General features: G+C 62.6%; 12 protein-coding genes. 7 read left to right on the top strand and 5 right to left on the bottom strand.

Annotated features, from left to right (window positions below):
- Positions 1–7: 7 nt before the first annotated feature.
- Complete coding sequence (gene lysA, locus BN1121_RS16735) at positions 8–1261, bottom strand: diaminopimelate decarboxylase (RefSeq protein ID WP_005353933.1); 1254 nt, start codon at positions 1259–1261, stop codon at positions 8–10.
- Between the two features lie 20 nt (positions 1262–1281).
- Positions 1282–1458: an LPS translocon maturation chaperone LptM gene (lptM, locus tag BN1121_RS19585; RefSeq protein ID WP_005353931.1), complete on the bottom strand. Its 177-nt coding sequence runs from the start codon at positions 1456–1458 to the stop codon at positions 1282–1284.
- Positions 1459–1531: 73 nt separating this feature from the next.
- On the opposite strand from lptM, the gene cyaY reads away from it, so the two are divergent.
- Together cyaY and BN1121_RS16725 are read left to right on the top strand one after the other, a co-directional pair.
- Positions 1532–1846 carry an iron donor protein CyaY gene (cyaY, locus tag BN1121_RS16730; protein WP_005353930.1) on the top strand — a complete coding sequence of 105 codons (315 nt, stop codon included), beginning with the start codon at positions 1532–1534 and terminating at the stop codon, positions 1844–1846.
- Positions 1843–2496, top strand: a complete 654-nt coding sequence (locus BN1121_RS16725) for an alpha/beta hydrolase (protein WP_005353928.1) — start codon at positions 1843–1845, stop codon at positions 2494–2496. The genes cyaY and BN1121_RS16725 overlap by 4 nt, the downstream gene beginning before the upstream one ends.
- A gap of 54 nt (positions 2497–2550) precedes the next feature.
- On the opposite strand, the gene BN1121_RS16720 is transcribed toward BN1121_RS16725, so the two are convergent.
- Entirely contained in the window at positions 2551–5037 is a 2487-nt protein-coding gene (locus tag BN1121_RS16720) for a class I adenylate cyclase (RefSeq protein WP_043157606.1), read from the bottom strand.
- Between the two features lie 322 nt (positions 5038–5359).
- Between BN1121_RS16720 and hemC the strand changes: the two genes are divergently transcribed.
- From hemC to BN1121_RS16700, 4 genes are read left to right on the top strand one after another with little or no spacing between them, the layout of a single operon-like run.
- Positions 5360–6289: a hydroxymethylbilane synthase gene (gene hemC, locus BN1121_RS16715; RefSeq protein ID WP_005353926.1), complete on the top strand. Its 930-nt coding sequence runs from the start codon at positions 5360–5362 to the stop codon at positions 6287–6289.
- Entirely contained in the window at positions 6286–7020 is a 735-nt protein-coding gene (locus tag BN1121_RS16710) for a uroporphyrinogen-III synthase (RefSeq protein WP_005353924.1), read from the top strand. Before hemC ends, BN1121_RS16710 begins: the two co-directional genes overlap by 4 nt.
- A complete protein-coding gene (locus BN1121_RS16705; RefSeq protein WP_005353922.1) occupies positions 7017–8087 on the top strand; it encodes a uroporphyrinogen-III C-methyltransferase in 1071 nt (356 codons plus the stop codon). The genes BN1121_RS16710 and BN1121_RS16705 overlap by 4 nt, the downstream gene beginning before the upstream one ends.
- An 11-nt stretch (positions 8088–8098) precedes the next feature.
- On the top strand, positions 8099–9262 hold the full coding sequence (locus BN1121_RS16700) for a heme biosynthesis HemY N-terminal domain-containing protein (RefSeq protein ID WP_005353920.1): 1164 nt from the start codon (positions 8099–8101) through the stop codon (positions 9260–9262).
- Between the two features lie 126 nt (positions 9263–9388).
- Here BN1121_RS16700 and BN1121_RS16695 read toward each other — a convergent pair whose 3' ends face one another.
- Positions 9389–9916 carry a hypothetical protein gene (locus BN1121_RS16695; protein ID WP_005353918.1) on the bottom strand — a complete coding sequence of 176 codons (528 nt, stop codon included), beginning with the start codon at positions 9914–9916 and terminating at the stop codon, positions 9389–9391.
- 122 nt (positions 9917–10038) lie between these two features.
- Positions 10039–10503 (bottom strand): thioesterase family protein, encoded by a 465-nt coding sequence (locus BN1121_RS16690; RefSeq protein WP_005353915.1) that lies wholly within the window; start codon positions 10501–10503, stop codon positions 10039–10041.
- Positions 10504–10618: 115 nt separating this feature from the next.
- Here BN1121_RS16690 and recQ point away from each other — a divergent pair, with 115 nt between their 5' ends.
- Positions 10619–12439 (top strand): ATP-dependent DNA helicase RecQ, encoded by a 1821-nt coding sequence (gene recQ / locus BN1121_RS16685; protein ID WP_005353911.1) that lies wholly within the window; start codon positions 10619–10621, stop codon positions 12437–12439.
- Positions 12440–12441 lie beyond the last annotated feature (2 nt).

Raw genomic sequence — 12441 nt, 5'->3', positions numbered from 1 at the left:
GTTTCCGTTATTGCGGCAGCGGCTGTTCGCCCTGCCAGAGTTGTTCGAGGCGCTCGCGCTCGCGTACCAGATAGGCGCGATCACCGTCCACCATCACTTCGGCAGCGCGTGGGCGGGTGTTGTAGTTGGAAGACATGACGAAACCATAGGCTCCCGCCGAACGCACGGCCAGCAGAGACCCCTCGGCGATGGCCAGCTCCCGTTCCTTACCAAGGAAATCGCCGGTCTCACACACCGGGCCAACCACGTCGTAGAGGGCTCTGGGATAGGCGGTACGGCTGTCGACTTCGATGATGTTCATCCAGGCGCCATAGAGGGAGGGGCGCAGCAGATCGTTCATGCCCGCATCGATCAGGGCGAAGTTGCGGCTCTCACCGGGCTTGAGGTACTCGACTCGGGTCAGCAGCACGCCGGCATTGGCGGCGATGGCGCGACCCGGCTCGAACAATATGGTCAGGTTACGCCCCGCCAGCTTCTGTTTGAGTGCACTGGCGTAATCGCTCGGATGCGGTGGCTGCTCGGCGCCATAGTTGACCCCCAAGCCCCCACCGACGTCCAGATGATGGATGTGGATCCCCTCGGCGGCGAGCTCGTCAATGAGGCGCAGCAGCTTGTCGGTCGCCTCCATGAAGGGCGCCAGCTCGGTCAGCTGGGAGCCGATGTGGCAGTCCACCCCCTTGATCTCGATATGGGCCATGGCCGCCGCCTTGCGGTAGATGGCCGGCGCCAACTCGATCGGGATGCCGAACTTATTCTGTTTGAGGCCTGTCGAGATATAGGGGTGAGTGCCGGCATCGATGTCCGGGTTGACCCGCACCGAGATCGGCGCCTTGCGCCCCATGGCGCCCGCCACCCGATTCAACCGCTCCAGTTCGGCCTCGGACTCGAGGTTGAAGCAGAAGATCCCCTTCTCAAGCGCGAAGCGCATCTCTTGCTCGCTCTTGGCCACGCCGGAGAAGACCACCTTACCGGGATCCCCCCCTGCCGCCAGCACTCGGGCCAATTCACCGCCGGAGACGATGTCAAAACCCGACCCCAACCGAGCCAGCACGTTCAGCACGCCCAGGTTGGAGTTGGCCTTGACCGCATAGCAGATGAGGTGGGGAATGTCGCCGGCGGCGGCATCGAAGGCGCACCAGTGGCGTTCCAGGGTGGCGCGTGAGTAGACGTAGAGCGGGGTGCCGTGTGCGGCGGCCAGATCGGCCAACAGGCACTGTTCTGCCCTCAGCTGACCTTCGGCGTCGTAGTTGAAGTGATCCAAGAGGGAGGTTCCTTCCTAATTTAGTGCAGCTCAGCCCCCGGAGCGGACTGTGCAGCCGGGGCACTCGCACCCCCGTGCAGCTGGGACTGGGTTTGCTCGGGCGGAGGCGGCATGTAGAGCGGCCCCTTGAGCCCACAGGCGGTCAGTCCCAGACAGAGGAGAATGGCCACTAGGCCCTTGGCGAGCTGGATTGTCATAAAGGTTCGCTGTGAAAATAATTTCGGCCCTCTATAATCGCACTCACATTGTTAAAAGCAACAGGATAAACCGATGAAGGATCACGAGTATCACGCCCTGGTGGACGCCTTTTTCCAGTACGTCGAGGACACGGTGGACGAGCAGTATCCGGACATCGACTGCGAGCGTGCCGGCGGCATCCTGACCCTGGCCTTCGACAATAAGACCAAGGTGATCCTGAACAAGCAGGAGCCCCTGCACCAGATCTGGGTCGCCACCCGAGAAAACGGCTACCACTTCGATCTGCAGGGTGACCGCTGGGTAGATAACCGCTTCGGCAACGAGCTCAAGGCCCTGCTCGGCAAGGCTTGCAGCGACCAATCCGGTGAACCGGTACAGTTCCCGTGATCGACCTGCATCCGAGCGGCGCCCGCCACGCCGTCATCTGGCTACACGGCCTCGGTGACTCCGGCGCCGGCCTCGCCCCCCTGGTGGAGGCCCTGGCCCTGCCGCCCGGGCTGCCAGTCCGCCACCTGCTACCCGACGCCCCCGAGCGCCCGGTGACCATCAACCTGGGCTACCGGCTGCGTGCCTGGTACGACATCGAGAGCCTTGAGCACATCGAGCGCCGCGCGGTCGAACCCCATGTGCGCGAGAGTGCCGGGCGTATTCAGGCTCTCATCGAGCAACTGATGGCCGAGGGATTCGCCCCCGAGCACATCGTGCTGGCCGGTTTCTCCCAGGGGGGCGTGATCGCCTCTTTTACCGCCCTGCGCCTGCCGGTCACCCTGGCCGGCCTGCTCTGCCTGTCGACCTATCTGGCGGCCCCCGACGCCCTGATGGCCGAACTGACCGAGGCGGCCCGCGCCACCCCCGTCTGTTATATGCACGGCATCTATGACGATGTGGTGCCCCTGTCGCTGGGCTGGGAGGCCAAGGGGCGGCTCGAGCAGGCGGGCCTGCATCCCGAGTGGCACGAGTACCCGATGCGCCACGAGATCTGCATGCCTCAGCTTGGTGACCTGCGCGCCTGGCTGCTGGCGCGCCTCGGTGCCTGAACGGTGCGGATATGAGAAGGGCCTGCAATTGCAGGCCCTTCGTCTGTCTGGCACTTAACCGACCTCGCGGGTCGGCCCCTGGGTACGGTAGGGAATCACCTGTTGCTCCCCGCCCTGGGTGATGATCTCGTAGAACTGGGGCAGGTTGAAGTTGATGAACTGGCCATCGTCGCTGAACCGCTCGTGGCTCGAGGTGTAGAAGCGGTTCACCCCCTGCACCAGCTCCTCCTTGTTACCGGCGAAGTGCTGGTAGACCTCGACCCGGTTGGCCTCATCGAGGATGTAGATGTTGAAACCGCTGCCCTGGTTTTCGAAGAAGAACTGCACCAGGCCTTCGCTGGCGTAGGCATCGACGATGGCGGGCAGATGCTGGCTATGGGTCTTGTCCAGGCGCAGGGGCAGGTTATCCAGCTTGTTGTGAGAGATATGGCGATAGAAGTCGACCGCGTTCTCCAGCTTCTTGACCGAGACACCGCGGCGCTCGAAGAAGATGCCGTACTTCTCCTGCCCCAGGGCCAGGGTCTTGACCAGACGCGGCTTGTCACGGGCCAGGCGCAGATCGATGCACTCGGCCACCAGCTGCTGGAAGCGGGTGCGGACCAGGGAGCGGAAGTGCTGGCTGTAGCAGAACACCTCGATGCGCTCAGGAGCGGCGGCGTCCTGATGCATCTTGCCGAGTATGGTGGTGAGAGCATTGACCACCGCCTCCTCGCCACGGAAGTGGAGGGTCCGGATCTCGCTCCAGGAGTTGCGATACACCAGATCGATGGTGCCCACCAGACACTCCTGATTGCGGCCAAACGAGAAGATATCGGCCGTGTTGGCATCGAACTCGATCACCTGACCGACCCAGTGGCTCGACGGGTCCACCTCCAGGTTGAGGAAGATGGCCAGCTGGCGGATCTCGCAGGGACGGCTCAATGCCAGGTTGCTGGCGGCCGGGTACTTGACCGGGAAGGTGTTGGAGAGATCGCGGCAGAACTGGTGCAGGTTGTCGATGTGCAGGTCCGATCCCTGATTGAAGAGATGGACCCGACTCTGGGTGGTCATCAGCCCGTTGAAGTAGCTCCAGGCCACCAACTTGCTGATGTAACCGTTATATTCGAGCGGGGCGCGACCTATGATGTCGCCCGGCTCAAGGGAATGCTTATAGAGGTACCAACCGGCCCGGTTCAGGCGGCCATGGGGCACCTGGATGAAGCTGAGATCCGGTTCACCCAGATCCGGGGCAATCTTGAGGTTGATGCGCTGCACCTTGCCCGGCAGGCTCTCGAAGGCGGCATAGAGCTTGCGCGACAGGATGCCTATGTCTTCCGGGTTGATCGACTCGCTGATGTTGTTGCGGCGGGCAAACAGGATGAGATTGCGGTAACTCTGCATGAGGGCCTCAAGCAGCTCCGCGTAGGCCACCTTAACCTCCCCCACCTTCCAGTCACGCCGATGATCCAGGTGGCGGATCTTCTCCTCGCTCCAACCCCAATAGGAGACCAGCTGAACCAGCTGCTCGCGGCGCCAGGTTGGGCCGTGATCGCTCAGGCCGTCACACACCTTGAGGTAGAAACAGCGGCGCACCAGATCGAGTCGCTGCATGTCTCCGATGGACTTGAGGTAGTTGGTCACCTTGTCGAGCATCAGGCAGTAGCCATCGAGGCGATAACTCATGCCCTCGTTGTGCTGGAACCAGCGTTTGCTCTCGACCGACAGCAGCTTGGTCTCGGGGTACTCATGGGAATAAGCCTCCATCAGCACCGTTTTGAGCACCGCCTTGTAGGGTGAGTCTATCCCCTTGTAGAGCTGCCACAGGGCAGAGCCGAAGTACTCTTCGGCCGGGATCCGGTTAAATGACCCCAGATCGAGCCACTCGTCACGGCTCAGCAAACCGCGATCGAACAGGTCATTCACATAGGTGTCGTAGCGATCGTCGTAGCTCAGTGGCACCAGATACCAGAGCAGTCGCTTGCCGGCCAGACACATGGCACTGCGATAAAACTCGTCGAGCAGCAACAGGTGTTGGGCACTGCCACAGCTCTCGCCCTCCATCTCGGCACTGTTGGACTGACGGAACTTGTTCTCGGGGATCAGGAAGAAGTTGACCTCGGCCCCCCTCTGCTCGGCCCAACGGGACAACAGCAGGCACTTGTGCTCCAGCATCTCGAGCCGCTCGCTGTCGAGCCCGGCCGAGTGACAGACCCAGACATCCAGATCCGAGTGACAGCACTGCCCGATGGAGGAGGTGCTCCCCATGGTGTAGAGGCCCAGGATAGAGAGCTCAGTGGTGGTCAACCCGCCGGTGCAGTGGGCCGTCAGACAGATATCGTCGATGAAGGCCTGCTGCTGGTCGTTGGGAATAAAGTTGCAGATGCCGTGCGGGACACGACCGGAGACATAACCGGGAAGTAAGGGGTGATTGAAATGCAGCAAGACGGGCAGCAGGTGAAAGACCTGCTGCCCGTAGCGACTCATGATGCCCAGCGCCCGTTCCGTTTTGAGCCAATTCAGCTCATCGTAGCGGCGAACAAGCGTCTCCAAATTTGCGAGCAAAGACCTGCCTTTGTACCTGTGAAGAGGACGTCAACCGGTGCGGAACGTCACGAAACTGTGATCATGTTAACAATGCAATTCATGGCGGTAAACAAGGGGCTGAGCTATCCCGTAATAATTTATCCACACTCTTCAACAGGTTTCACAGGAAAGTGATAAAGGCGTTTTTATTCATATAGTTAACCATTAGTTTCAAGGGAATAAAAATTATTCCCAACTGGCACAGTTTGGGGGGGATCCCGCTTTTCCCCCCTCGCCCATGAAAGCCTGCCGAAAGGGTGATAAGATCGTTTTCCTTGTAAAAATGATGCAACAGATTGATATGTCGGTCAGAACCCTGAGAATCGCCACCCGCAAAAGCCCCCTGGCCCTGTGGCAGGCCAATTTCGTCAAGGCACAGTTGGAGGCGATCCACCCCGACCTGCAGGTGGAGCTGGTCCCCATGAGCACTCAGGGTGACAAGATCCTCGATACACCGCTTGCCAAGGTCGGTGGCAAGGGTTTGTTCGTCAAGGAGCTCGAGACCGCCATGCTCGAGGGCCGTGCCGACATCGCGGTGCACTCCATGAAAGACGTGCCGGTGGAGTTCCCCGAGGGGCTTGGCCTGCACACCATCTGCGAGCGGGAGGATCCCCGTGATGCCTTTGTTTCCAATCACTTTTCCACCCTAGAGGCCTTGCCGCTCGGCGCCGTGGTCGGCACCTCCAGCCTGCGCCGCCAGTGTCAGCTACGCGCCAGCCGACCGGATCTGGTGATCCGCGATCTCCGTGGCAACGTGAACACCCGTCTCGCCAAGCTCGATGCCGGTGAATATGACGCCATCATACTGGCGGCGGCAGGCCTCAAGCGGCTGGAGATGGCACACCGCATCACCGCTTTCATCCAACCGGAGCAGAGCCTGCCGGCCAACGGGCAGGGTGCCGTCGGGATCGAGTGCCGCCTGGACGACGAGGCAGTCAAGGCGCTGCTGGCCCCCCTAGAACATGCCGAGACCCGCACCCGGGTGCTGACCGAACGGGCCATGAATCGTGCCTTGCAGGGGGGCTGTCAGGTCCCTATCGGTGCTTACGCCCTGGTTGAGGGGGATCAAATCTGGCTACGCGGACTGGTCGGCAGCCCGGACGGCAGTCAGATGCTGCGCGACGAGATCCGCGGCCCCCTGGCCAATGGCGAGTCGCTCGGTGAGGCCTTGGCAGAGCGTCTGCTGGCTGCCGGTGCGGATCGCATCCTGGCCGAGGTCTACGGCGCATGACGCCGCTGGTGGTGCGCCCCCGCCCCCAGGCCGATGCCCTGGCGGCCCGGTTGCGCGCCGCCGGTCACGCTCCCCTGGTGCACCCTCTGCTCGAGCTGCGGCCGGGGGACGATCTGGCCAGCCTCTCCCACCACCTGCAACACGCCCAGATCGCCATAGTGGTGAGTCGTCATGCGGTGCTGTTCGCTCGGGACTTTCTGTTGCAAACTGGTCAGACCTGGCCGAATATCGAGTACTTTGCGGTCGGCGAAGCCAGTGCAGAGACCCTGCGTGAGGCGGGTCTGACCGGCACTTTCCCCGTCGATCCGCGCAGCGAAGGCTTGCTCGCGCTCCCCGGCCTGCAGGCGGTGGCGGGTAAGCGCGTCGTCATCTTGCGCGGTAACGGCGGGCGCGAGCTCATCGCCGATACCCTGCGCGAGCGGGGAGCCGACGTGACCTGCCTGAGCGTCTATCACCGCCACTACCCGCACCAGGACGGTGAGCTTCTCTGCCGTCAGTGGCAGCAAGCCGGTCTCGACAGCCTGTTGGTCACCAGTGGCGAACTGCTCGACGCGCTACTGGCCGCTACGCCAGTTGAATATCGGGAGTGGCTGCTGCGACTCCCCCTGTTTGTACCCAGCCCACGCATTGCCGAGCAGGCGGCGCAGGCCGGGTTTCTCGACATCACGACAGCCCGTGGGGCCGACCATGACGCTCTGCTCGCGGCCCTGGAACTGAGGAAGAAGCAATGACAGAAGAACAGAAGCAGCCCGTCACGGCCCAAGAGGCCCCGACCGAGACCAAACACCCCGCCCCCTCCCAGACCCGAGGCGGACGAGCAGGCCTGGTGCTGGGTAGCGTTGCCATCGCCCTCACCCTGGGGCTGACCGGCTGGACCTATGTGCATGGTCACCAGCGCGGGGTTGCCCAGCAGGCCGAGATGGCCAGCCTCAAGAGCCAGCTGACCAGCGCGAACGGTGAGTTGAGTGCGCTGAAGGCGGCCCTGTCACAGGATCAACAGGGACAGCAGAAGAACCTGCAGCTGCTGCAGAGCGAGATGAGCAGCCTGCAGAGCCGGGTGCTCGACCTCAACGAGAAGCGCCCCAATGACTGGCTACTGGCCGAATCCGAGTATCTGGTGCGTATGGCCGGTCGCAAGCTCTGGCTGGAGCACGATCTGGTCTCCGCTATCACCATGCTGGCCAACGCCGATGAGCGCATCAAGGCGCTCGGCGATCCCAGCCTGATGCCGATCCGCAAGGCCATGGCCGAGGACATCGCCAAGCTTAAAGCCCTGCCGACTCTGGATCGGGAAGGGCTGACCCTGAAGCTGGCCGCGCTCTCCGACCAGATTGACCTGCTGCCCATGAATGCGGTCGCCATGCCCGAAGCGGTCAGCCAGGCCGACCAGGCGGTCAGCGACAAGCTGGATGACTGGCAAAGCAACCTGAAGAAGAACTGGGTCCACTTCACCGAAAACTTCGTCACCATCCGCCGCCGTGACGGCGCCGTCGAAGCCCTGCTCTCCCCGCAGCAAGAGATCTACCTGCGCGAGAACCTCAAGACCAAGCTGCTACAAGCCCAGCTGGCCGTCTATCGGGAGCAGCAAGATCTCTATGGCGACAGCCTGGAGAAGGCCCAGCGCTGGGTGAAGCAGTACTTCAATCAGGAAGACAGTGCGACCCGCTACGTGCTGGCCGAGATCGACAAGCTCAAGGATGAACGGATCCAGTTCAATTATCCGGAGCGCCTCCAGACTCAGGCCCTGCTTGAGCAGGTCCTCAACGATCGCCTGCAACGCCTGCTGGCCGGCCATTGAGAGGGGGTTTCATGGTACGCATCATTCTTCTGGTCGCCGTGCTCATCGCCGGCCTGGTCTTCGGTCCCGAAGCGGCGGGCAACAAGGGCTACGTGTTGATCGCCCTCGGTAACTATACGGTGGAGAGCTCGGTCACCAGCCTGGCACTGCTCGCCATCCTGCTCTACGGGGCACTCTTGCTACTCGAGTGGATGTTGGTACGCCTGCTGCGCCTGCGCCGTAACACCGCCGGCTGGTTTGGCAAGCGTCGCCGCAGCAAGGCCAACCAACAGACAGTGGCCGCGACCCTGGCCATGGCCGAGGGCCACTATGGCCAGGCCGAGAAACTGCTGGTCAAGAGCGCCCGCAACAGCGACACCCCCCTGCTCAACTACCTGAGCGCAGCCAAGGCCGCCCAGGCCCGTGGCGACGAGGCTCGCCGCGACGAATACCTGCAGCTGGCCCAGCAGGAGAACCCCAAGGCCGAGCTGGCCCTGACCCTGACCCAAACCCAATTGCAGATAGAGCAGGAGCAGTACGAGCAGGCTCTGGCAGCCCTGGAGCCCATCTACGCCCTGCAGCCGCGTCACCCCATGGTGCTGGAGCAGTTGATGCAGATTCGCCGCGCCCGTCGCGAATGGCCGGCCCTCATCGATCTGCTGCCCACCCTGCGCAAGGTGGGACGGCTCTCCCCCGCACGCGAAGAGCACCTGCTGGAGGAAGCCTGGAGCGCCCGCTTGGAAGAGGGGAGCGGACAGCTCGACACCCTGCGCCCGGTGTGGCTCGAGATGCCGCGCAAGCTGCGCCAGCAGCCACACCTGCTACTCACCTATGGCCGCTATCTGCGGGCCCTGGGTGCCGAGAGCGAGGCGGCCGATCTCTGGCTCGATGCCCTGCGCAAGGAGAACTCTCCCCTGCTGCTGGCCGAGCTGCCGCGCCTCAAGCTGGAGAACTACCAGACGATGCTGGTGCAGCTACGCAAGATGCAGGATCAGCCTGGCGCGCGCGCCGCGCTGGGCCAGGTAGCGCTGCTGGCCGGTCAACTGGAGGAGGCCCAGCCCCTGCTCGAAGCCGAGTTGGCCAGCCAGCCGAGCGCCGCCGTCTACCACGCGCTGGCCCGGATCATGGAGCAGCGTCGCCTCACCAACAAGGCCAACGAATACTACCGGCAGGCCCTGTCCCTCGCTCTGGGTTAACCCGCTAATGATCGAGGCCACCCCTTGGGTGGCCTCTTCATATGGTCTTGTTATCGACCGCTTGTCTTCAGATTGTGTTATCCGTCTTGGCTGATTGCTCTATGGTGCCCTCCTTGCGCCTTCACGCTAGAAATGCCAGTGCCTGTGCTGCATCGCCTTCAAGCCATGTTGCGCCGTCATGTTGGCGCACTTGGGATACTCGGCCATGAAATGAACCAGTCCCTGTGCAATTTGCAGACGCAGGGAACCGAGTGGCTCGTGCCAGGCATGCAGGCAGAAATGCCCTGGGATCAACACGCCCTGGTAGGCTTGCAGCAGCTCGTCTGGCCAGGGTTCGAGCTCGGGGCCATGCTGACAGAGATAGTAGGCGGCGGGTTCTCTTGCATAGATAAACTGGACCTTGGCCAAGTCACGTTGGCTAAGCGCCTGATTGCCGATGTGGCAGGTCAGATGTTTTCCGCTATCCAGATCGATGAAGTGCCCCCGTTGCCGACAGGCGATGATGCGGTACCAAGGGAGCACAGAGGTGGCCGCATAGCCCCCCAGCTCCTGCTCGAGCCAGTGCCGGCATTCGGGGGTCTGAACCAGCTCCTGCATGGATCTGAGCTGTTCCAGAATCGCACCCGATGACTTGCTGGCGACTCCCGCACTCATGGCGTACCTCCTTGCACCTTGCCCCGACAGAAGTATGAGCCCGCACTCGCCGCTGGGCCAGCCTCCCCTTTGAACGAAATCAAATCAGTGGTTGTTTTTTATTCGACCCTGTTCTATAGGTTCTAACCGACTAGGTAAGTGCCTGTTCCAAAAGCAATATGAGTCCCCTCTTCATTATGAAGCTCCATCCGGGCCACCGCGACCTTGCTGCCGGCACGGATGATGTGGGCGGTGGCGATAAACTCAGTGCCCCGCCCCGGTCTCAGGTAATCCACGCGCAGGTCTATGGTGCCGAGGCGTGAGAAGCGCTCCTTGAGGTAGCTCGGCGAGAACTCCTCCAGCTCGTCGATGCACGAGGCGGCGACTATCATGCCACCGGCCACGTCGAGCAGGCTGGCGGTGACCCCCCCGTGCAATATGTTGTGAAAGGGGTTGCCGATCAGCTTGTCGTCCATGCGGATGCGCAGCTCAACCCGCTCGAAGTCGTAGTGAGTCACCTCCATGCCAAGCAGCCGGTTAAACGGCATCTTCTCGGTAAATAGGCTGGCGATGCCACTTAAGGCCATCTTCTTGAGCATCTGCTTCATTTCCGCATCCCTGGAGTAAAGACTCCAGCCAGTCTGCAACAGGGCATTAACATTAGCAATCGCGGTTTATTGTGTCGGCCCCCTGCTTTAGAATGGCGGCCCCAAAGGAGAGAACATGACCGCCATTGCCGAGACCCTGCCCGATACCCCCCTGGCCCTGCTGCAGGCGGTGTTCGGCTACCAGCAGTTCAGGGCTGGCCAACAGGAGATCATCGAGCAGGTGCTGGCCGGGCGCGACGTGCTGGTACTCAAGCCCACCGGCGGTGGCAAGTCCCTCTGCTATCAGGTACCGGCCCTGCTGCGTCCGGGCCTCGGGGTGGTGGTGTCGCCCCTCATCTCGCTGATGAAGGATCAGGTCGACACCCTGCGCGCCAACGGGGTGGCCGCCGCCTACCTCAACTCGGCCCTGAGCCGCGAAGAGATGGTGCAGGTCTTCGCCGCCATGCGCCACGGCGAGATCAAGCTGCTCTACGTCGCCCCCGAGCGGCTGCTTCAACCCGATTTTTTGGAACGATTGGCGGAGCTTCCCCTCTCCCTGTTCGCCATCGACGAGGCCCACTGCGTCTCCCAGTGGGGGCACGACTTCCGCCCCGAGTACGCGGCCCTGGGCCGGCTCAAGCAATGGTTCCCGAACGTGCCGGTGATCGCCCTCACCGCCACCGCCGACGAGGCAACCCGGCAGGACATGCTGACCCGCCTGGCCCTGCACGAGCCCTTCATCCATATCGCCAGCTTCGATCGCCCCAACATCCGCTACAGCCTGGTGGAGAAGTTCAAGGGGGCTGAGCAGCTGCTGCGCTACGTGCAGAGTCAGAAGGGAAACTGCGGCATCGTCTACTGCTCGAGCCGAAACCGGGTGGAAGAGGTGGCCGAGCGACTGGCCCGCCACGGCTGCAAGGCGGCCCCCTATCATGCCGGCCTGCCCCTGGAGCAGCGCCAGCAGACCCAGGACGCCTTCCTGCGCGACGACATCGAGATCGTGGTCGCCACCGTCGCCTTCGGCATGGGGATTGACAAACCCAACGTGCGTTTCGTGGTGCACTACGACATCCCCAAGAACATCGAGTCCTACTACCAGGAGACCGGCCGCGCCGGCCGCGACGGATCACCCTCCGAGGCGGTGCTGTTGTTCGACCCGGCTGACATAGGCCGGGTGCGGCTGCTACTCGAGAACATAGAGAACCCGCAGCAGCTGCAGGTGGAGCAGCACAAGCTCAACGTCATGGCGGCCTTCGCCGAGGCCCAGACCTGCCGCCGCCAGGTGCTGCTCAACTACTTCGGGGAATACCTGGACAAGCCGTGCGGCAACTGCGACGTCTGCCTCGATCCACCCAAGACCTATGACGGCACCGAGGACGCGCAGAAGGCGCTCTCCTGCGTCTGGCGGGTCGGCCAGAGCTTCGGTATGGGCTATGTCGTAGAGGTGCTGCGCGGGTCGCTGAACCAGCGCATCCGCGATCACGGCCACGACAAGCTCTCCACCTATGGCATCGGCAAGGAGCACAGCGCCGAGCACTGGCAGAGTGTGCTGCGCCAGCTCATCCACAAGGGGCTGCTGACCCAGAACATCACCCGCAACATGGTGCTGCAGCTGACCGAGGCGGCGCGTCCGGTGCTGCGCGGCGAACATCCCCTGGAGCTGGCCGTGCCACGGGTTCAGCCCATCTCGAGCCGCAAGGAGAAGCGCAGCCGCCTCGACATAGGCAACTACGATCGTCGCCTCTTCAAGGAGCTCAAGGGGCTGCGCAAGCAGATCGCCGAGGAGGAGGAAGTGCCGCCCTATGTGGTCTTCAACGACGCCACCCTGATGGAGATGGCCGAGGCGATGCCGATGACCGAGCGCGATCTGCTGGCCATCAACGGCGTCGGCCAGCGCAAGCTGGAGCGCTTCGGTGACGCCTTCATGGAACTCATCATCGACTACTGCCGACGCTGATC

The organism is Aeromonas diversa CDC 2478-85, assembly GCF_000819805.1.
GTDB lineage: Bacteria > Pseudomonadota > Gammaproteobacteria > Enterobacterales > Aeromonadaceae > Aeromonas > Aeromonas diversa.
Note: the sequence above shows the minus strand (reverse complement) of the source record. Positions and strands in the feature narration are given on the sequence as shown.

Bases quoted from the DNA above. Each gene is read 5' to 3' on its own strand.
- BN1121_RS16695 (WP_005353918.1), bottom strand. From the start codon at position 9,916: ATGAGTGCGGGAGTCGCCAGCAAGTCATCGGGTGCGATTCTGGAACAG.
- recQ (WP_005353911.1), top strand. From the start codon at position 10,619: ATGACCGCCATTGCCGAGACCCTGCCCGATACCCCCCTGGCCCTGCTG.
- BN1121_RS16705 (WP_005353922.1), top strand. From the start codon at position 7,017: ATGACAGAAGAACAGAAGCAGCCCGTCACGGCCCAAGAGGCCCCGACC.
- cyaY (WP_005353930.1), top strand. From the start codon at position 1,532: ATGAAGGATCACGAGTATCACGCCCTGGTGGACGCCTTTTTCCAGTAC.
- BN1121_RS16710 (WP_005353924.1), top strand. From the start codon at position 6,286: ATGACGCCGCTGGTGGTGCGCCCCCGCCCCCAGGCCGATGCCCTGGCG.
- lptM (WP_005353931.1), bottom strand. From the start codon at position 1,458: ATGACAATCCAGCTCGCCAAGGGCCTAGTGGCCATTCTCCTCTGTCTG.
- BN1121_RS16690 (WP_005353915.1), bottom strand. From the start codon at position 10,503: ATGAAGCAGATGCTCAAGAAGATGGCCTTAAGTGGCATCGCCAGCCTA.
- hemC (WP_005353926.1), top strand. From the start codon at position 5,360: ATGTCGGTCAGAACCCTGAGAATCGCCACCCGCAAAAGCCCCCTGGCC.
- BN1121_RS16700 (WP_005353920.1), top strand. From the start codon at position 8,099: ATGGTACGCATCATTCTTCTGGTCGCCGTGCTCATCGCCGGCCTGGTC.